Here is a 20,975-nt window from a genome sequence, read left to right on the forward strand (position 1 = left end):
AATCTAGATGCTTTCACTTTAGTCTTAATATCGAGTCTTCATCAAACTTAGAATAAGTTGCTAAAGAATTGTTTGATGTGATCAATCATTTTTGCAAAGAAACCAGCTTCTTCAACATTTTGTAGAGCCACAAGTGGTTTTTCAGCAATGACTTTGCCATTAAGCGTTGCAACGTATTTACCGACCACTTGACCTTGTTTTAAAGGAGCAGTTAATTTTGGTTGAACAACCAATTGAGTTTTAATGGCGTTCGCTTCGCCTTTAGGCATCGTCACGTTAAAGTTTTCAGCTAGACCTACTTGAACTTCATTGTCTTTACCGTACCAAACTTTTGCTTTTGCAAGCACTTGTTTAGCAGGTTGAACTTTTACAGTTTCAAAGTTTGCATAACCCCAAGCTAAAATTTCACGTGTTTGAGATGCACGCTCGTTCATGCTTGGCGCACCAAAGATCACTGAAATTAAACGTAAAGGACCACGTTTAGCTGAAGTCGTTAAGCAGTAGCCCGCTTCTTCAGTATGGCCAGTTTTTAAACCATCTACACTTGGGTCAGTATAAAGCAGGGCATTACGGTTGCCTTGCTTAATGCCATTGAACGTAAATTCTTTTTCAGAGTAGATCGGATAGTATTTTGAACTGTCATGAATGATATGTTGCGCTAGAGTCGCCATATCTTTGGCAGTCGAGAAATGACCTTCAGCTGGCATACCTGTCGCATTGATGAATTGAGTATTCACCATGCCAATACGTTTCGCTTCTTGGTTCATCATGTGGGCAAAGGTGCCTTCATTGCCAGCAATATGTTCTGCCATAGCTTTAGAAGCGTCATTACCCGACTGAATGATAATGCCACGTAACATTTCTAATGCAGTTGCAGTACCGTTGAGCGGAACGTACATACATGACTCAGTGCTGCTGCCGCGACACCAAGCCGACTCATTCATACGTACTTTTTCATTTTCAGTTAGTTCACCGCTTAATAACTTTTGCTCAATGATGTAACTGGTCATCATTTTTGTCATTGAAGCAGGAGCTAATTTTTCGTTTTCATTTTTAGAAGCAAGGATTTGCCCTGTCTCATAGTCCATCAGCACATAAGATTTATTATTTAATTCAGGTGGTGCAGAAAGGACAGTTGCCGCGAATGAAAAACTAGGTGCAAGTAGTAATGCGGCAAGGGCGGTTTTTCGGGTCATTCTGGGTGGTTCCAATAACTTAGGTATAAGCACAAAGAGCCTAGCATTTTAGGACAAAGCTAGGCGGACTGCTATGGGGTGCAAGCGCTTATTTTAAAAGTATTGTAACCAATTGGTATTATTTGCTGTAAGCAGTCAATTCTTTGCAAATCGTACCATTTTTCTTATCGCCAGCTTTCTTCGCATCAGACTGCGCTTCTTTTAAAGCGTCTTTAAAACTTTTTTGTTTGCTGAGCTGTTGTAAGGCATTTACAGGGTTCTTTTCATTCGGCATATATTCTTTGGCTAATTTTGCATAACCCGCTTCAAACTTCGGCTGATCTTTGTCATTCACCAGTTTTGGACAAACTTCAGAAAGTACATAAATAGCTGCAAGTTCTTGACTGGTCACTTGAGGTGTAGGAGTCACTTCAATTTTTTCATCTGCGGCATGTGCAGACATGGTGGTGAACGCAAAAGCAGAAAGGCTAAGGGCACAAAGAGATTTTACAAAAGAGTTTTTCATTTAAATAACCTGTTAAATAACCTAAAAGATATCAAATAGCTAAAATTTATTAGCCAAGCTTAATCATATTTTGGGTAGAGATCAGTAGAAAATTGTATTGAAGCTGTTTAGAAATCAATACATTGTGAAAGAAAAAAGGATGAGGCTATAAAGCGTCATCCTTTTTTGGCAGGTTTGATGCAATTAGGACTAACCTATTGAGAGGACGTCCAAATCTGAATGATCAATTAACCTTCATAATTTAAAACGTCATCACAAACTGATTTTTGTTCAGCTTTATCAGTTTCTTTAGCAGCTTGACGTGCTTCTTCAAGAACTGATTTATATTCGCTGTCAGACTGTAGTTTTTCTAAAGTCATTGATTTATCAGAATAATCAGCAAGATATGTTTTAGTGAGTGCTTGAATGTTGGCATCAAATTTTGCATTTTGACCAATAATCGCAGGGCATACTTCTAACATGACTTGTGCAGATGCAATGTCTTCTTTTACGATGGTATTGGCTTCTTCTTGAGTGAAGTCATTGTCTGCGACCACAGTTTGAGTCATGCAAGCTGCTAGAGCAAAGCCCAATAAACCACGAAGTGCTACGGTTTTATTCATTTTGTACACACACATTTATGCTGGATGTTGAAATGTAAATATATATAATTATTCATATATTTCAATAAAATGTTCTTGCGAGTCATTTTTAATTTTTTAGTAATGGAAATTTAGTTGTGAATATATTAATTGCCAATGATGATGGCGTTTTTGCTCCCGGTATCCAAGCTTTAGCACATGCATTGCGTCCTCTCGGTCGTGTGGTGATTGTTGCACCTGAAAGTGAACGCAGTGGTTTTTCAAGTGCACTGACTTTAGATCGACCATTACGACCTGTCGAAATTGCACCAAATATGTGGGCGGTAAATGGCACACCTGCGGACTGTGTGTATTTATCAATGAATGGTCTGTTCGATTTTGAATTTGATTTGGTGGTGAGTGGGATCAATAGCGGCGCAAATCTGGGTGATGATGTGCTGTATTCAGGGACGGTCGGTGCCGCATTTGAAGGTCGTCTAATGAAACAACCTGCGCTAGCCGTGTCTTTGGCTGGGCCGAATGTGCGTAGTTATAACAACCCTGAAGATTATGTCGTAGCTGCACAATGGGTGCATGACTTTATTGCCAATGGCTTACCTGCGCTACCTGCACGACATATTTTTAATATCAATATTCCAGATGTCGCTGAACTTCAAGGCACTAAAGTGACCTATCAAGGGCGACGTTTACAGTCCAAACCGATTACCAGTCATGTAGACCCGCGTGGTCGTCAAGTCTATTGGATTGGCTTGGCAGGCGAGGCAGTGGCAGAGCCTAAGAAAGGCTTAACCGATATCGAGTCAGATTTCTTTGCCGTGGCAAATGGTTATGTCAGTGTAACTCCTATACAAATGGATGCTACAAACTATGAGATTTTGAATAACTTACACGCAGAGTTATCTAAAATTTAAGTATTAGTGTTATAACTTTGTGAAAATGGTTATGCCGCAACTTTTTTAGAGTGGATTTTTGCTAATCTTAGCCCATTCATAATGACTATATTTGAATTATTAGTGAGGAAGATGATGTCCCTGGTGTCACAATATCGCGTTATTACCGCTCCTGCAGCATTATTTAAGACCCTTGTTTTATCTGCTGCGGTTGTTACGACTTTGGTCATGACTGGCTGTGCGTCAAAACCACAAATTAATAATGCGACCCGTTATGCGACTGCTCCGGATTATTATACAGTTCGTTCGGGAGATACTTTAAGTGGCATTGCCGCTCGCTATGGTTTGAGCTATGTCAGCATTGCAGAAATGAACGATATTGCGCAGCCTTATCGCATCTATGTTGGACAATCCATTCGCCTTAAAAATGGCGGCTCACGTCGTACAACGTCTACGCAAGCCATGACTCAAGCGGCACCAATTCAACGCCAAACGATTGCAATGCCAACGCAAACAGCGCCCGTGACTCAAGCTTCAACCACTCCATCGACAGTGACGCGAACTACAGTTCCAACTCCAGTGGTCAGTTCTTCAAGTTTACGTTGGGTGAGTCCAGTATCGCGTCCTACGGTATTACAAGGCTATAATTTAGCATCGAATGTGAAAGGAACACGTTACGCAGGTAATACAGGTGATCCTATTTTTGCAGCAGCTGATGGTCAAGTGGTCTATGCCGCCGATGGTCTTAAAGAGTACGGCAATTTAATTTTGGTGAAGCATATTAATGGCTATATCACTGCATATGCACATAACAGTAAAATGAATGTCAAAAGTGGCGATACTGTGAAAGCAGGGCAGCAAATTGGTGAGATGGGTTCATCGGGTACAAACCGTACGATGCTTGAGTTTCAGGTGCGTTTAGATGGTAAACCAATCAATCCAACTGCAGTTTTACCAAATAATTAAATATATAATGCAAAAGCAAAATATCCCCGTATAATACAATGAGTTGCTTTTATCGAAAGATGAAGCTTCTCATAAGTTTATGAGGGAAATTTATGTTAGATCAACTTCGAGCAATGGGTGTCTTTGCTTGCGTTGTGGAAAAAAATTCGTTTAGCGGTGCTGCTCGTGAGTTAGGTATTACCACGAGTGCCGTGAGTCAGCAAATCCGCTCACTAGAGCAGGATATGGAAGTCATTCTTTTACATCGTTCTACACGTAAGTTAAGTTTGACAGAAGCTGGACAAGCTTTTTTTCATAGTTGCCAAGAGATGCTATCTGCCGCAGAGCGCGGCAAAATTCGTATCAATGAACTTCGTGACGACTTAGTCGGTGAATTACGAATTGCATCGACACCAGAACTTTGTGCGAATCATGTGATTCCTGCATTGTCACATTGGATGTCTGCACATCGCGGTTTATCCGTTCATCTAGAAGCAGATAATCAATATATCGACTTAATTGATGGCCGCATTGATATTGCGCTACGCATGAGTTCAAAAATTGATGATCAACAGTTTCATGTGGTGCCATTGGCACATGTTGAACAAGTTCTCGTTGCTGCACCAAGCTATATCAACCAAACCAGTTTAATTACACGACCAGAAGATTTACAAAATCATGATATGGTTCAAATAAATTTGGTTAAAAACTTTCAGCATTTTGCATTTGAAAATGCAGTGACTAAAGAGCAGGTTGCATTGGATGTGCATTCCCGATTTACAACAAATAATGTATTTGCTGCAAAAGCAATCTGCCAACAAGGACATGGCATTGCAAGAATATTATATCTAGATACGCAAAAAGACTTATTAAACGGTTCTCTTGTTGAAGTTTTACCAGAATGGCGTTTACCATCATTCACTCTATATGCTGTGATGTCTAAACGTGATCAACAGCCTACTAAAATTCATCGTTGCCTAGATGCATTAAAATTGTATTTCAGTCAATTACCAGGCGGACGTGTATACCAAGAAGCCTCATAAAAACAAAAAAATTTGAAGAAGATATAAAAAAAGCCGCAATTAGCGGCTTTTTTTACTTTCGGCACATATTACGCTAGAAAGTTTTTCACCATTTTAACAATGCGTTCAATCAAGATATCCGCTTGTTCTTTATTGATATTCAGCGTAGGCAATAAACGAATCACTGAGCCTGCTGTTACGTTAATAATCAAGTGATGCTCATCACGTGCAATATTCACAAGTTCGCCACATGCTTTTGGTAATTCAATGCCGACCATTAAACCAAAACCACGAACAGTCACATTTTGCTCTGAAAGTTGCTCTGTGAATTGCTCAACAAGATACGCCCCCATATTTGCAGCATTTTCAACAAGGTTTTCTTTTTGAATGGTATCAATCACGGTATAAACCACACGTGAACCTAATGCTGTACCGCTATAAGTTGAACCGTGGTTACCCGCTGTTAAAACGCCAACACCACGACCTTGAGTCATGACTGCGCCGATAGGGAAGCCATTACCCAGACCTTTAGCTGTAGTTAGCACATCAGGAACAATATTAGTGTGTTGATACGCAAAGTATTTACCTGTACGACCATTACCTGTTTGCACTTCATCAAGCATCATTAACCAGTTGTGCTGATTACAGATTTGACGAATTTCTTCTAGGTAGCTAAAACCCTGAGGTGCAGTATTTACACCACCTTCACCTTGGATCGGCTCAACCAAAATCGCTACGATGTCAGGGTGGTGAATCGCCGCTTCCTCAATCGCTTCGATATCACCGAAAGGTACACGGATAAAACCTTCAACCAATGGGCCAAAGCCTTCTTGAACTTTTTTGTTACCTGTTGCAGATAAGGTTGCCATGGTACGACCATGGAAAGAATGATCAGCAACGATAATTTTTGGTGTTGCGACACCTTGCATATGACCAAATTTACGTGCAATTTTGATTGCACCTTCATTTGATTCTGCACCACTATTTGAGAAGAAAACTTCTTCCATACCCGCAACTTCAGCTAATTTTTGCGCAGCAGCCGTTTGCCAAGGCACTTCAAATAAGTTACTGGTATGAATGAGGGTCGCTGCCTGTTCAGCAATTGCAGCTGTAATTGCAGGATGTGAGTGACCTAAACCACAAACAGCGATCCCTGTCAGTGCATCTAAGTATTCTGTGCCATCTGCGGTATACAGGTGAGCACCTTGACCTCGGACAAAGCTGATCGGTTGGCGGCCAAATACTGGCATCAAGTGCGATGGTTGATCAGTTTGTACTGGGGCAAGGGTAATGTTATTCATGACTAACTCTAATTTGTCAGGTGATTGAAATAATATAGAGGAGACGCCATATATATATGAGCATCAAGAGGTCTATATAAGCAAAATATGACTCACTTGAAAAGCTGAAATGTAAATAAAACGTGAAATATTGCTTTAGTCATATTGTTTTACTCAGTTTTGGGTATAATGCGAAGCAGATTTATTGAGGATATATCAATGACTGAACAAGCACGCGATACAGAAGCGTTAATTCGTGACCAAATTGCTAAACATGCAGTTCTACTTTACATGAAAGGCACTCCACAGTTTCCACAGTGTGGTTTCTCTGCGCGTGCAGTAGAAGCGCTCAGTCAAATTGGTCGTCCGTTTGCTTATGTAAATATTCTTGAAAATCAAGATATTCGCGCAACTCTTCCACAAATTGCAAACTGGCCGACTTTCCCACAATTATGGATCAATGGTGAATTGATCGGTGGTAGTGACATTATGCTTGATATGTTCCAAAAAGGTGAATTACAACCTTTAGTTGAACAATATAGCCCAGCTCCTGAAGCTTAATTGGATATGTATTTGATGATTTTAATCATTGGATACAGATAAAAAATAGCGCCTTTAAGGCGCTTTTTTTATGACTTAATTATCTAAAAAGTCTGGGGTTATGCGTTTTTCCACCATTTCAAAGGCATTTAAAGTGCAATGAATGGTGGAAAAATCAACAAATGAATTATCTAATCGAACATTTATGACGGATTGTCTTCAGTCGGACTTTCTTCAACACGTTGCTCGTTTTCAGCAGTCCCATTTTTAGCAGTACTGTCTTGAGCTTCAGACTTCTTTGCCTTTTTATCTTTGTCCTTTTTTGACTTCTTCTTTTTTTTCTTTTTCTTTGGCTCTTCTTCCTCAAACTCAGCACCATCTTCAATCGCTTGCCAGTATTCAAGTTGCTCCATGACAGCAGCGTAGATTGAGCCTTTGCTATAATGACCTTTTCTATCAAGAGTGCCTACTGGACGCGCCATCAAAATTTCTAACGCTTGGTCAATGGTATCAATGGCATGGATATGGAATTGACCTTGTTGCACAGCTTCAATCACATCTTTGCGTAACATCAAGTGCTGCATATTTTGGCGTGGAATAATCACACCTTGCTTGCCTGTTAGCCCTTGTAATTTACATGCATCATAGAAGCCTTCAATCTTGGCATTTACACCACCAATCGGTTGAACTTGACCCAATTGGTTCATTGAGCCAGTGATTGCCCATGATTGATCGATCGGTAATTGGCTAATAGCGGAAATCAGAGCTGAAAGCTCTGCAACAGTTGCGCTGTCGCCATCTACTTGGCCATAGCTTTGCTCAAAGGCAAGGGCAGCAGAAAAATGTAAAATTTGTTCACGACCAAAGTGTGCCTTTAAGAAACTCGACATCAGCAGGACGCCTTTGGCATGTAAAGAACCACCAAGTTCTACACTACGCTCGATATCTAAAATATCGCCGCCGCCTTGATAAACCGAAGCCGTTAAGCGTGACGGTAAACCAAATTCAACATCTGCATATTGAATGACAGAGAGGGCGTTGATCTGCCCGAATCGATGACCTTTGGTTTCGATTAACTGTGTACCGCGACTGAGATCTTGCCAATACAATTCACGTAAGTAGCCTAGACGGTATTTACGATGATCAAGAGCGGTGTTGATATGTGTTTCTGTCACCATTTTATCGCCAGCAAGTGCTGCATGATGATGTGCTTCACGAATCAAATCACCTAAGGTGAGGGCATGTAATGACAAAGAGCTTTGATCTTCAGCTTGACGACTTGAATCAGTTAACAGTGCTGCGAGAGCCGTACGGTCAAACGGCAGAAGTTTGTCTGTTTGCACATAGTCAGCAATTAGCTGCATATATGCCTGCTCATTAATGTCATTACGTTGTAATGTATCGGTAAAATCTGCACGAATTTTAAAGACACTGCCCAGTTCTGGTTCGAGTTCTAAAATATCGTAATAAATATCAGGTTCAGCAAGCAGGATCACTTTGATATTTAAATCAATAGCTTCAGGTTCAATCGAAATACTGCCTGTCAATGTAAGCATATGTTCAAGTGAAGACAGCTTTAAATGTCCTGACTTTAATGCACGTTTTAGACCTTGCCATGCATAAGGCTGCTCTAAAAGTTGTTCAGCTTCCAAGATGAGGAATCCACCATTGGCCTTATGCAATGCACCAGGACGGATTAACGTAAAGTCTGTGGTGATGGTGCCATTTTGGGTCAGTTGTTCGACATGACCTAGCAAATTGTAATGGGTTGGGAAATCTTCAAAAATAACTGGCGCACCAGCATTTGGTTTGTGTGTAGCGATGATGTTAGCTTGGTAGCGAGATGGCACTCGATTAAATAGGCCAGGTGTAAAGTCATCTTCTTCTTGCTCAAGCACAAACTCAACATTTTGAATGATGTCATCTGCATATTGCTTCAGATAATCTTCCAAGCCTTCAACCATGCTAAATTTATTTTGAATTACATCAATACGCGGCATGACGACTTGTTTAGCAATTTCACGGTTTAAAACCTGAACTTTATCGCGTGCGTCATCTTCAAGATCACCAAGATGTAGACCAAGACGTTCAAGTTTTTTATCCATATAACGGACGTTTGATGCAATTTCAGCACGTTGTTTGCTGCTTAAAGCATTGATGTCTTCTTTCGACATTTCTTGGTATTTGTTATCGACCAAATGCATCGGAACGAAACAATGATCATCATCCTGAGAAATCAGTTTAAGATCGAGCTCTTCACCTTCTCGGGTTAATTCAACTAAAGCAAGATGTTGTTCATCACCAGCATGTTGGCGAATCATTTCAATGCGATTGTGATAGGTTTCTGCGGTGAAGCGACGTTCAAGCTGTTTTAATATGGTTTGCCAACTTTGATGTAATAACGCTTGGAATTTTGTCGCTTGACCAGAAGGAAGTTTTAGCGCAATTGGTTCACGCGGAAACTTAAAATTATTGACATAGACCCAATCTGAAGGCGTTGGCATATTTTTAGCGTGTTGTTGTAATAAGCGCTTAATCATGGTGCGCTTACCTAAGCCTGCGGTACCTACAGCAAAAATGTTATAGCCTGAATAGGGCAATGCAATGCCAGCTTCAACCGAAGCTCGGGCACGATCTTGTCCTAAAAAGTCATTGAGTGGTTTAATCCGCTTGGTAGACGTCGGTATTTTTTTAAGCTCAGGCGTATGCGTCAGCTGAAGCGGCTGCAACTGGGTTTTAGTTAAAGTATTCTGTATTTCGGGTTGATCAAAAGCGCTCTTTAGTGTCGTTACTGTTTCTGCTAAGTTTTTTGTGTTGGTTTCATTAATGGTGGTTGATAAAGAAGAGTGAATTTGTTCAAGTCGCTGGGTCACTGTTGAATCCAAAAAACTAAAGAATAGAGATATGTGATTAAGGTATACAGGTTTAATGCCAAAGATCAAGCAACAGCATGCGAAATATCGATAAAATAAAACAATGATTTCATAAATGTTGTTGAAACCGATGTCATTAAGCGCTTGAATAGCAACATTCGATTTTGACAAAAATAACTGAGTCATGACAACACAAGCTTCAGGATGGAAATCTGCTTTTACTGCATTTTTAGACCGACGTGCGCTGATTATGCTTTTTCTTGGCTTTTCGGCCGGTATCCCAATTTTACTGATCTTTTCCAGTTTATCGCTTTGGTTAGGTGAAGCAGGAATTGATAAAAGTGCAGTGACTTTTTTTAGTTGGGCAGCGCTTGGCTACTCATTTAAGTTTGTTTGGGCGCCATTAATTGATGAGTTGCCTGTGCCATTTTTAACTAAACAACTCGGACGGCGCCGTGCATGGTTGTTGATCGCTCAGGTTCTCATTATCTGTGCAATTTGTATCATGGCATTTTCAGATCCTGCTTTAGGACAAAGCTATATTTACCAAATGGCCGCTGGCGCTGTATTGCTAGGTTTTTCTGCCGCAACGCAAGACATTGTGATTGATGCTTATCGTATTGAGTTGGCAGAAACTGAAATGCAGACCGTTTTAGCTTCGACTTATAATGCAGGTTATCGTATCGGCATGATCGTGGCAGGTGCAGGGGCGTTATTTTTGGCGGCATATTTAGGCACGGCCAAAGGTAACTATATTTATGAAGCTTGGAAATATACTTACCTTGCAATGGCTGCTGTAATGGTTATCGGTATTATCACAACTTTATCGATACGTGAGCCGCAGGTTGACCGTGTACAAAAGCATTATAAACGGACCGATTATTATCGCTTAGTCGCTGTATTTTTTGCTGCGGTGGTTGCTTTTGTTTTGAGTTATATCTATTCAGGTGTTGCGGTTGAAAGCTTGAAAGAGCAGTGGCAAATTTCAGACTCATTTGCATTGTTCTGTTTAGAGGCTGTACGCTTTATTGGTTCAGCTATGGTTGCTTTTGGCATCGGTTCAGTTTTGGTGAAATCAGGTGCTGTAAATAAGCAGATGGCATTTGAAACTTGGGTTAATCCAGTTGCAGATTTCTTTAAGCGCTATGGTCTAAAACTGGCTTTAGTACTGTTGTTACTTATTGGTTTTTACCGTATTTCCGATATTATCGCCGGCGTCATTTCTAATGTGTTTTATCAAGATTTAAACTTCACCAAAGAGCAGATTGCTGAAGCTGTAAAAGTCTATGGTGTGATTTTCAGCTTGGTTGGTGGCTTCCTTGGTGGTTTGCTAGCGCAGCGCATGAACATTATGAAATTAATGTTTGTCGGTGCGATACTAGCAAGTTCAACAAACTTGATTTTTATCGGCCTGGTCAAATCAGGTCAGCCATTGAGCGATGTCACTGTAAATGTAGCAGGGCAGCAATATACAGCGACGCCGGATGACACGGGAGCTTGGGCAGTTCAAATTCCAAAAGCAGTCTTGGCGGCTGATCAAAATATTCAGGTCAGTGCGGATTATCAGTCTAAGAATCAACATCCAATACAGGTGAGTTTGCCGTATCTGAATAATGCTTTTGCAAACTCAGCAATGATGTTGTTGCCAGTGACTTCAGATAACACGATTTCAGCTCAAGAGACTGCAAATAGTATCGTGGTCCGTGGACAATACTTGGCAGGCGAGTTAAAAGAAAATCAAAAAATTCAAATTATTTTGGATGCTAAACCATTCGACGCGAAGCTTGATAAAACCGGTGTTTTTAGTGCTGCAATTCCAGGGCAAGCGCTCGAAACAGCAAAGCAAAAAACATTAACGGCTCAACTGCTAGAAAATGATGTAGTGAAAAAGAGTGTCGATTTAGCATATCAAGTGAATACAGCGGCCAATATGGCGGGTGTGCTTGGTGTTGATATTCAACCGATTAATTTGGCTAGTGCTGAACAAAATGTGGACATCAAAGGTAAGGTCATTAAGCCTTATAGTTCGCTGTGGCTATATTTCGCGATCATTGTCGATAACTTGGCGTCAGGTCTTGCAGGCGCGGCATTTATTGCATTTTTATCGAGCTTGACCAGTGTTTCTTTCACAGCGGTTCAATATGCCATCTTTAGTTCATTAATGACTTTAACCCCTAAAATTTTAGGCGGTTACTCAGGTACGATTGTGACCAATATCGGTTATCCAAACTTTTTCTTGATGACGACTTTAATTGGTATTCCGATTTTGATTTTAGTGGTTTGGGTCGCCAAGCTATTGAAAGAACATGAACAAAAATCCAATTCATAATTCAATTTAAATTAAAAAAGCCCATTCAATCTGGACGGGCTTTTTTATTCTAAGCTTATAAATAGCCTAAGCGTATCTGCGGTTTTGGACAAGGATATTTGAAATAAGCAGGTATATGCGTTCTAGACTTAAATTGAACTTTGCATGTTAAATCCCTATAGTATTCAGACATAATGATAGATTTAGGAAACTCGATTATGCGCATGCTGCATACCATGTTACGTGTAGGCAATTTAGAACGTTCATTGGCGTTCTATACTGAAGTACTCGGTATGACTTTGCTTCGTAAGCGTGATTATGAAGAAGGTCGTTTTACTTTGGCATTTGTGGGCTATGGTGATGAAGAAAATCATACTGTACTCGAATTAACGCATAACTGGGATACAGATAGTTATGATTTGGGAAATGCGTATGGCCATATCGCTATTGCAGTAGATGATGCCTACAAGGCTTGTGAAGAAATTAAAGCACGTGGCGGAAACGTGGTACGTGAAGCAGGACCAATGAAAGGTGGTGTGACCGTCATTGCCTTTGTTGAAGATCCCGATGGCTATAAAATTGAGTTGATCCAACAAGACTCAAATGCACGAAATAATTAATGTGCAATCATTAATATAAAGTCATCTGTAATTCTGAATATTCTTATTTATAAATTTTTTTGCGTTGAGCTCACTATCAACGTTTAAAATAATGAATATATCGGAGAAAAGCTGGCTTTATTTATATGGCCCAGTAAGATGAAATTTACTCAATGGTAAATTTAGCTTATTGGGCATTTTTGTGCCGATCAGCTTTAAAGGGAAATTTGTACAGGATGTTGTTATGCTAAAAATGTTGGCTTTGGATCGTTTTACCATTCTACTTTTTGTAATGGTCATACTTGCGACTTTTTTGCCTGTCAGTGGTCAAGCTGCAGAAATTTTTGGCTATATTACAACGGCTGCAATTGCCATTTTATTTTTTCTCCATGGTGCAAAGTTATCTCGTGAGGCTGTGGTTGAAGGCATAATGCATTGGAAGTTACATGCTTTAGTTTTTGCTTTTACCTTTGCATTATTTCCATTATTGGGTTTAATGGCGAAACCAATCCTCGTGCCGATGTTAGGGCAAGAGTTGTATTGGGGCTTTTTGTTTATGTGCTTTTTACCTTCGACAGTACAGTCTTCCATTGCATTTACTTCGGTAGCACAGGGTAATGTTGCTGGTGCAGTCTGTAGTGCATCATTTTCAAATATTATTGGTATGTTTATTACCCCAGTGATGGTGGCCTATTTTATTCTCGGCCAGTCACAACATAACTACGATCCGACAGCATCTATTATTCAAATTACGCTGTTATTACTCATTCCCTTCATTTTAGGGCAGCTCCTCCGTCCTTGGGTGTTTCCTTATATGAAGAAAATGCCAAAAATCGTGAAGGTATTTGATCAGGGCTCAATTTTGATGGTGGTCTATGGTGCATTCAGTAGTGCAGTGGTGGCAGGGCTATGGCATCAAGTGAGTGGTATGACCTTATTCCTATTGATTGTGGCGTGCTCTGTCTTGTTAACAATCATTATGTTATTGGCGCTATATGTACCACGTTGGTTGGGCTTTAGCCGAGCTGATCAAAAGACGATTTTCTTTTGTGGCTCTAAAAAAACCTTGGCGAGTGGTGTGCCCATGGCACAAATTCTCTTTATTGGTCAGCCGATGGGGATGATAGTTTTACCAATTATGATCTTTCACCAAATTCAGTTGATGGTCTGTGGTGTGATTGCCAACCTTTGGGCAAAACAAAGCCGTGGGCAAGAATAAGGGCGAGATGAATAGGTCCTTTTAAAATACCTTATATAGATGAAAAAAAATCATGAAAATTAAACAAGGTGTCTTTATTTTATTCTTGGGTCTGAACACAGTCGTTCATGCCCAAGAGGATTTATCCGTAAATAGTAACCGTGATGTCATTGAAAAAATGCCGCTCATCAGCCTGCAGCCCATGTTGGATTTTTGTCGTGATCGACAACCACAGATGAATACGGAATTAGATCAGGCTTATCAAGCTGCCAAGCTAAAATTAATTGCTGCGGTTCAGGCTGTCCGTTTTAATGGTGTAGAGCCATTAAAAGCAAAAGATGTTGATTTGCCAGTCGATGCACAATTTAAACAGCAGCTTCAAGGCATGTTAGAGGGCATGAGCAAATCATTACAGCCAGTAAATGCAGCGACGTTTTGTCCTGAATTTATTGAAAAATTAAAACATTTTGATCAAGCCCAATCTCAGCGTACAGTCGAATTACAATATCAGAAATATTTAGAGCAAGCTCAACCTAAAGAGTAGAGTGATTCAGCCTTGAATATCTATTTATTAACAATAAAAAATCAGCTATAATTTGCCCCAACTTGTTGTGCTTAGCTCTGACGGTATCCGTCTCGGTGGGCCAAAAGAATGGTCTGTTATGGTGTTGGTCTGCTTTTTTAAGCCTTCCTTGTAGTGATGCAAGAGTGATCAATTGCGATGACAGCTAAACCTTCTTAAATCTTAGGAGTAATCGACGATGCGCGCCGATATTCACCCAAAATATGAAACTTTAGTTGCTACATGTTCATGCGGTAACGTAATTGAAACTCGTTCAGCTCTTGGTAAAGAAACTATTTACCTAGACGTATGTTCTGCTTGCCACCCATTCTACACTGGTAAACAGAAAAGCGTTGACACTGGCGGTCGTATCGACAAATTCAAACAACGTTTTGCTGGTATGTCACGTTCTATCAAACGTTAATATCCAAAACGAAAAACGGGCTTTATGCCCGTTTTTTTTGTGCCGATAAAAAAGATAAACCTTAAATCGGCAATGTTCAGAACCTTATTGGTCCTGAACATCGATGAGATGGTCGAGTTTCTTCTGGAAATAATCGCCTTGAATAAAGCGAGCTTCGACATTCCAAGCATTGGCAAATAGGGTCATGTCATTTAATTCACGTAACATGATTTCAACAGTTTTGATTTCATGATAAGTGGTAATTTTTTCTTGGAGCTCTTGGCACGACTTATCGTTTGCAAGCATTTTGGTCAAACTTGAATCTAATGTTAAGCAGTGAACATCCATTTGGCGTAATAATGATTCACTAAACATCGAATGACCAAAATTGCGTAAAGCCAGTTCGGCACCATTTTTACGAAGTTCTACAAATGCTTTTTGAGCGGCATCGATATTGAGCTGAATGTCTTCTTCGGCAAATTGTAAAATCAGTGGATTTTTCAATTTACTACGAATAATCGTAATTAGTTTCGAAATAAACTCAGGGAAGGTGCGGTCGTTATATAGCACTTCTTTGTTCAGGTTAACGATTAATTTAGCTTCAGGGAACTGAGTGATGAAGTTGTGTAGTTGTTTACACGATTCAACTAAGATCCAACGATCCAATTTAATGGAAAGCTCAGAGTCTTCAGCCAATTCACGTAGTTGGGCGATATCTTTCCATTTATTTTCAAAAATAAAGCCGCTGGTTACTTCATAAGTATAAAGATGTGAATCTTCTTTATCATACAGTTGCTGATATTTAAGATGAATTTCACCGCGTTCTAAGCAGTTGCGAAGGGCCTTGATAACAGGAGCTTCATCACTAACGACAATCGGCGCAATTTGTGCTTCTGGTGTACCGAAATCTAAACTTGGTATGTCAATTTCTAATGGAATCGTTAAGTCGATTTCAGGTGCTTGTTGGTTGGTTGGTAGCGCAGTATTAAAGGCTTTCGCAATAAAGGTATCAAAATGTGCTTCATCACGAATATCGCTGTCTAAAACACTGTATCCTATGCGTAAATTTAATGGATAAGTTTCATTGTTTACACTGAGTAATTGAGGTTTGCTCAGGGTGTTAAGACCAATCAACTTAGAATCAAGTTTGAGCTGATTATCCGCTTGGAATAAGGCAACGATTGCACCATTATCTAAACTAAATAATGGAGCATGAGTCTGATCTTTCAAGAAGTCTTTAATATTGGTGAAATAGCTCTTATAGGTATTCCAATCTTTTTGAAAAATCGCATCAGAACAAGAAGCCAATGTAAATAGAACCAATGCATTTACATTAGCAGGTTGCTGGCCAATGGTGCGGTTGAGTTGTTGAAATGCTTTTGGTTTTTGTGGGCTAGCTTCAACTGGAGCGTTGCTTACAGCATTGCTGCTTTGACTGCCAATTTCAATTGCGAGCTGTAAAGCATCTTCTTCAGCCGCGGCAATAAATTCGAGTTTTAGTGGGTTTTGCCCAGCCACTGCGATATTTTGCGAAACAAGATCAAAACGTCCTAAATCGAGCTGTCCTTGGCTGATTTTTTTAAAGCGTTGTTTAAAGTCGTTGAGGTCAGTAGGTTGTAATAGATCGAGTAAAGGCAGACCAATTACATCATCTTCATTCTTTAGACCAAACAAAGTGAGATATTCAGCATTGGCTTGAATATGAATGCCTTCTTGAATCACGGCAACCGCTTTACGACTATCTTCAACTAAAGACTGGGTTTGGATTTGAGCTGTTTCGAGCTCTTCCATTAAATGTTGTTGAGATTGTTGTAGGCGACTAAAGGATAAAGCACGGATTAAACCAAAATAGAAACTCTCAGGTTCAGCAATATCGACAATGTCATAAATCCCTTTTTTGACTAAACTTGCATATTGTTCTGCTTGATAGTCTTCGGGTTTAAGTAAAATAATCGGTAAATTCGGTTGGCTCGATAGTTGAACTAAACTTAAAGCTTGTTCATATTTTAAATCATAAGCACGTCCAAAAATGATCAAGTCCCAATTGAGATTCAGCTGTTTTTCGAAATTTTGTAAATCATCAAGTAATATGGCATGAACTTGATGTTCGCTGTCTGTCAATAAATCACGTATCTGGTTAAAACGTATTTGATTATCATCAATAATGAGTAATCGAGTTTCCGTACGTTTTAGTTTTTTGGATAGTAATGGATTTCTCACTTTAATGCTTCCCATAAGTCGTTATTTTTGATCTCATTGCTCTGTTTCGCAATATAGTCTTTAACGACATTTTCTTGCTCTTCATTCAATAATTCATATTCAAAGCGAATAAAGCTTTGTGTCACCAACTGCGCTTTGGTGAGATAGACTTTGATGTCTTCTTTGCCTAAGCGAAGGTGGATCGTTTGTTTCTCTCGGAAGAGATTTGCCCCAGGTAAAATTAAGGTCGTAGACACTTGATCAAGTTGTGTGGTCTGTACCAATAAAGCAGGTTGATGATTTGTTGTATTGCGGTCGGTACGAATATGGGCTGAACATGGATACAAATCTTGAGCCAGTACTTCGAGACCCAATTCCAAACTTTTTTCAGTCGATTGTTTGATCCAACGAACAACACCGCCACGCCATTGGCTTTGAGCATTTTCTTGGATCAAAATAAATTCGCCGGTTTTTAAATTAGCAGGGGTAGGGCCAGTCCATTTAATGCGATAACCATTCACACTAATATCTAATACGTCAGCGGTATGAATCTGTTTTGCTTCACGATCTAGCGCTTTCGCATTAGTCATGCCTGTTGGCATATTTGAATCATGCGAATTGACAAAAGAGGCTTCATTGTGGAATTGATAATTGCCTTCCAAATCTAAAGTTTCGTGGAAGTTTTTACCTTTAGAGAGATAGAAATGCGCCACCATTAAGCTAAAGCAAATATTAATTTGCGCAGAATATTCATAACGTTCATGACGACGTTCAGTGTTGTTGGTCAAAATATTATGAATATGGAAATATAGCGCTGGAGTTAAAAATAACTTTTCATTTTTAGATAAATAATTGGCATTTCTAGTTTGCGTTTCGGTCAAATGATCGAGCAAGTTTTGCGTTGAAATGTATACATTGGCTTGATAAGACCGATCTTGTTTTGAGTTATAAATCGGTGGGTGATCTTTTTTCGTGTCTACAATATAGCGTGAAAGCGTGGTTTCTTTCGGTAGGATTTGAACCAATTTTGCCCAGTCAAAGCTACATAAATACAAACCTTGGATTTCAGCAGGGCGAATCTGATGATTATTGAAAATATCTAATAAGATTAATTGTGCATAAGCTTGAGCAATATTTGCAATTTGATGTTGAGTACCCAGTAACTGATTGACATTACTTTGATAGAAATTGTGTTCAATGGCACATTCAATCAGTTGATGTGCTGCAATCCATTGACCTGCAGTCGGGGTGGTATACAACATGTGTTGTTGATACAACAATAGTGTCAGTTGTTGCAGTGCATAGTAAATCGACGCAATTCGAGCAGTTTGTAAGCTTTTTTTATGGCCGAATGAAAAAATCGAAAACTTTTGTTGATTGAGCTGCTGATTACATCGTTTGGCAATATCAATATAGATTTTGGCAAAGTGACTACGTAAAAGCATCGCCAATTCAATGATTTGATCATTACGATCCGTGGTAATGAGGCTTTGATTGGTAAAGTGTTTTTCTAAGCTTGTGAGCACACTTTCCATAGTCGGATGTAAAATTTGAACCAAATCAAAACGTAACATCTCTTGGCATTTCAGCTCGGAGATTTCAAGTAAGGCATTGAATAAAGCTTTAGATGAGGTACCCAATTGTAAAATTGAAATACCGTTTAACCACTCTTGCAGACCTTTAGCATTGGTCGGACAAAAGCTTAATTTATCCAGCTTTAATTCAGTCGGATTGTAAAACGTATCTGAAGTATGCGTGGTCATCTTTATTATTTAACTCAAAAAGTTGAAGCCCCAAAAAGCGGTGTCTTGTTTTTTTCGCCCGCTATTTCCCGTACAAGTTTAGGAACCAAATAACCTGGTAGGTTCTCTAAAACTTTTTTATAAATTAAATCAATATCCTGAGCTGGTGTATCAAAATGATGAGCACCTTTTACTTTATCCAGAACATGTAAATAATATGGCATTACACCTGCGTCGAATAAGCGGTAACTTAAATCGACCAATACATCTGCAGAATCATTAACCCCTTTTAATAAGACTGCTTGGTTCAGCACGGTGATTCCTTGTTTGACAAGCTGTTGAAGCTGGCTACAGGTGAAGTCATCTAGCTCTGATGCATGATTTGAGTGTACCACTAGAATAATGCGTAGCCTACTGTTTTTTAAAATAGAAACCAGCTCTTCATCGACACGGTTGGGGATTACGATAGGAACTCGTGAATGAATTCTCAAAAATTTAATTTGTGGCAAAGTCGATAAACGTTCAATCCACACTTGAAGTTTACGATTTGATAGTGTGAGCGGGTCTCCACCACTTAAAATCACTTCATTAATATCGGGTTGTTGTTCGATATATTGCTTAATGTTTACCCAATCGTCATTTTTAGGCAGGTTTTCTTGGTAGGGAAAATGCCGGCGGAAACAATAACGGCAATGGACCGCGCAGGCACCGGTTAAGGTCAGTAAAAAACGAGACTTGTACTTATGTAATACACCAGGCTGTTGGTTGGCTTGTTCTTCACCTAATGGGTCGGTAACAAAACCGGCGTGTTCTTCGAGTTCTAAATGATGCGGTAGGACTTGGAGTAAAAGCGGATCGAGCGGATTACCTTTTTGCATTTTTTCAACAAAAGCTCGCGGCACGCGTAGGCGAAACTCATCTGCTGCGAACTGAGCACCCGATAATAACTGATCATGCGAAAGTTCTAATACATCGAGTAATTCTTGAGGATTTGTTATCAAATCACTCAATTGGGTTTGCCAGTTTTGCTCTTGAAATAAATAGTTTATCATGCTGAATGTTTAAAAAATGCAGAAAGGTGAGTGGGGAATATTGCTGAAATTAATGCGTCGAACTTTGAAGTGTAAGCTGAAATAATTCCGATAAAGCTCACAACGGATGAAGCCTACGAAACATTTATTAAGTTTCAGTCAACAGCAATTTTACCTGTTTGTGGGCATTGTATAAACAAAGTTCTTTAATGTCTGAGTGTAAGTTAAGCAGCTTGACCCCTTTAATGGGGATTTTTTCGTTGCGACATGGTGCATTGGTCATTTAGAATACGCAATATCACATTAATGTGCATGTGGCAGCCAATGTTACAGTCAGTACTTGCTAAATGACATGTTACAGCCCATAGCATCTATAGATTAAAGTTAGTAAGTTTGGAGTGAGCCAGTCATGGCCTATTATTCTACGAATGATTTCAAGTCAGGCCTTAAGGTCATGCTTGACGGTAACCCATGTTCAATCATGGAAAACGAATACGTAAAACCAGGTAAAGGCCAAGCTTTTAACCGCGTAAAATTACGTAACCTTAAAACTGGTAAAGTTTTAGAAAAAACTTTCAAATCTGGTGATTCACTAGAAGCTGCTGACATCCAAGAAGTTGAAATGAACTACTTGTATAACGACGGTGAAATGTGGAACTTCATGGATCCAGAATCTTTCGAACAAATCGCTGCTGATAAAGTTGCTATGGGCGACGCGGCTAAATGGTTGAAAGATGACTCAAATGAACTTTGCACAATCATGTTATGGAATGGTGTTCCTTTAACTGTGAGCGCGCCAAACTTCGTTGTATTAAAAATCGTTGAAACTGATCCAGGTGTACGTGGTGATACTTCAGGCGGTGGCGGTAAACCTGCTAAGCTTGAAACTGGTGCAGTTGTACGTGTTCCATTATTCGTACAGCAAGAAGAAAGCGTTCGTGTAGACACTCGTACTGGTGACTATTTAGAACGTGCATAATGGTTTAAAAATAGACTATTATCGAAAGGGATGAAGTGATTCATCCCTTTTTTTATACCTATTGGTTTAAATTTTTATGCCAAAGTATTAGATGAAAAAACCTATAACAGGAGTAGAGTTTC

At 39.6% G+C, this 20,975-nt stretch carries 18 protein-coding genes; 10 read left to right on the forward strand and 8 right to left on the reverse strand.

The features are described 5' to 3' along the window. Nucleotides 1–47 precede the first annotated feature (47 nt). From dacC to AC4CU0_RS05900, 3 genes are all read right to left on the reverse strand, one after another. Entirely contained in the window at nucleotides 48–1,196 is a 1,149-nt protein-coding gene (gene dacC, locus AC4CU0_RS05890) for a D-alanyl-D-alanine carboxypeptidase PBP5/6 (protein ID WP_078191838.1), read from the reverse strand. Between the two features lie 118 nt (nucleotides 1,197–1,314). Then, nucleotides 1,315–1,701 carry an MCR_0457 family protein gene (locus tag AC4CU0_RS05895; protein WP_180105583.1) on the reverse strand — a complete coding sequence of 129 codons (387 nt, stop codon included), beginning with the start codon at nucleotides 1,699–1,701 and terminating at the stop codon, nucleotides 1,315–1,317. Between the two features lie 227 nt (nucleotides 1,702–1,928). Beyond that, nucleotides 1,929–2,303 carry an MCR_0457 family protein gene (locus tag AC4CU0_RS05900; protein WP_168377836.1) on the reverse strand — a complete coding sequence of 125 codons (375 nt, stop codon included), beginning with the start codon at nucleotides 2,301–2,303 and terminating at the stop codon, nucleotides 1,929–1,931. Nucleotides 2,304–2,419: 116 nt separating this feature from the next. Here AC4CU0_RS05900 and surE point away from each other — a divergent pair, with 116 nt between their 5' ends. The 3 genes from surE to AC4CU0_RS05915 all read left to right on the forward strand — a co-directional run bounded on the left by surE (nucleotide 2,420) and on the right by AC4CU0_RS05915 (nucleotide 5,160). Further along, nucleotides 2,420–3,193 (forward strand): 5'/3'-nucleotidase SurE, encoded by a 774-nt coding sequence (gene surE / locus AC4CU0_RS05905; RefSeq protein WP_490742687.1) that lies wholly within the window; start codon nucleotides 2,420–2,422, stop codon nucleotides 3,191–3,193. A gap of 114 nt (nucleotides 3,194–3,307) precedes the next feature. Next, nucleotides 3,308–4,138: a peptidoglycan DD-metalloendopeptidase family protein gene (locus AC4CU0_RS05910; RefSeq protein WP_180063556.1), complete on the forward strand. Its 831-nt coding sequence runs from the start codon at nucleotides 3,308–3,310 to the stop codon at nucleotides 4,136–4,138. A gap of 92 nt (nucleotides 4,139–4,230) precedes the next feature. Beyond that, entirely contained in the window at nucleotides 4,231–5,160 is a 930-nt protein-coding gene (locus AC4CU0_RS05915) for a LysR family transcriptional regulator (RefSeq protein WP_490742688.1), read from the forward strand. A gap of 68 nt (nucleotides 5,161–5,228) precedes the next feature. Here the strand turns inward: AC4CU0_RS05915 and AC4CU0_RS05920 are convergent, their stop codons facing one another. Further along, nucleotides 5,229–6,440 (reverse strand): aspartate aminotransferase family protein, encoded by a 1,212-nt coding sequence (locus AC4CU0_RS05920; RefSeq protein WP_180004879.1) that lies wholly within the window; start codon nucleotides 6,438–6,440, stop codon nucleotides 5,229–5,231. A 198-nt stretch (nucleotides 6,441–6,638) separates the two neighbouring features. On the opposite strand from AC4CU0_RS05920, the gene grxD reads away from it, so the two are divergent. Then, nucleotides 6,639–6,980, forward strand: coding sequence for a Grx4 family monothiol glutaredoxin (grxD, locus tag AC4CU0_RS05925; protein WP_067762767.1), 342 nt, complete (start codon nucleotides 6,639–6,641; stop codon nucleotides 6,978–6,980). A 182-nt stretch (nucleotides 6,981–7,162) separates the two neighbouring features. Here grxD and AC4CU0_RS05930 read toward each other — a convergent pair whose 3' ends face one another. Further along, nucleotides 7,163–9,811, reverse strand: coding sequence for a Lon protease family protein (locus AC4CU0_RS05930; protein WP_490743468.1), 2,649 nt, complete (start codon nucleotides 9,809–9,811; stop codon nucleotides 7,163–7,165). A gap of 205 nt (nucleotides 9,812–10,016) precedes the next feature. On the opposite strand from AC4CU0_RS05930, the gene AC4CU0_RS05935 reads away from it, so the two are divergent. The 5 genes from AC4CU0_RS05935 to rpmE all read left to right on the forward strand — a co-directional run bounded on the left by AC4CU0_RS05935 (nucleotide 10,017) and on the right by rpmE (nucleotide 14,923). Then, nucleotides 10,017–12,161, forward strand: a complete 2,145-nt coding sequence (locus AC4CU0_RS05935; protein ID WP_490742689.1) for an AmpG family muropeptide MFS transporter — start codon at nucleotides 10,017–10,019, stop codon at nucleotides 12,159–12,161. A 197-nt stretch (nucleotides 12,162–12,358) separates the two neighbouring features. Then, nucleotides 12,359–12,760 (forward strand): lactoylglutathione lyase, encoded by a 402-nt coding sequence (gene gloA, locus AC4CU0_RS05940; RefSeq protein ID WP_490742690.1) that lies wholly within the window; start codon nucleotides 12,359–12,361, stop codon nucleotides 12,758–12,760. Nucleotides 12,761–12,983: 223 nt separating this feature from the next. Further along, nucleotides 12,984–13,958, forward strand: coding sequence for a bile acid:sodium symporter family protein (locus AC4CU0_RS05945; protein ID WP_078190167.1), 975 nt, complete (start codon nucleotides 12,984–12,986; stop codon nucleotides 13,956–13,958). A 52-nt stretch (nucleotides 13,959–14,010) separates the two neighbouring features. Then, nucleotides 14,011–14,481, forward strand: a complete 471-nt coding sequence (locus AC4CU0_RS05950; protein WP_490742691.1) for a hypothetical protein — start codon at nucleotides 14,011–14,013, stop codon at nucleotides 14,479–14,481. 217 nt (nucleotides 14,482–14,698) lie between these two features. Continuing rightward, a complete protein-coding gene (rpmE, locus tag AC4CU0_RS05955) occupies nucleotides 14,699–14,923 on the forward strand; it encodes a 50S ribosomal protein L31 (protein WP_078190165.1) in 225 nt (74 codons plus the stop codon). Between the two features lie 84 nt (nucleotides 14,924–15,007). Here rpmE and AC4CU0_RS05960 read toward each other — a convergent pair whose 3' ends face one another. The 3 genes from AC4CU0_RS05960 to epmB are packed head-to-tail and all read right to left on the reverse strand — an operon-like array spanning nucleotide 15,008 to nucleotide 19,895. Further along, nucleotides 15,008–17,137, reverse strand: coding sequence for an EAL domain-containing protein (locus AC4CU0_RS05960; protein WP_180107514.1), 2,130 nt, complete (start codon nucleotides 17,135–17,137; stop codon nucleotides 15,008–15,010). Continuing rightward, nucleotides 17,119–18,864 carry a cyclic-di-GMP receptor FimW-related protein gene (locus AC4CU0_RS05965; protein WP_490742692.1) on the reverse strand — a complete coding sequence of 582 codons (1,746 nt, stop codon included), beginning with the start codon at nucleotides 18,862–18,864 and terminating at the stop codon, nucleotides 17,119–17,121. The genes AC4CU0_RS05960 and AC4CU0_RS05965 overlap by 19 nt, the downstream gene beginning before the upstream one ends. Before the next feature lie 14 nt (nucleotides 18,865–18,878). Continuing rightward, nucleotides 18,879–19,895 carry an EF-P beta-lysylation protein EpmB gene (gene epmB, locus AC4CU0_RS05970; protein WP_180055123.1) on the reverse strand — a complete coding sequence of 339 codons (1,017 nt, stop codon included), beginning with the start codon at nucleotides 19,893–19,895 and terminating at the stop codon, nucleotides 18,879–18,881. Nucleotides 19,896–20,283: 388 nt separating this feature from the next. Between epmB and efp the strand changes: the two genes are divergently transcribed. Next, nucleotides 20,284–20,853, forward strand: coding sequence for an elongation factor P (gene efp / locus AC4CU0_RS05975; protein WP_067762759.1), 570 nt, complete (start codon nucleotides 20,284–20,286; stop codon nucleotides 20,851–20,853). Nucleotides 20,854–20,975 lie beyond the last annotated feature (122 nt).

It is taken from the genome of Acinetobacter sp. LipI_15 (assembly GCF_058242865.1).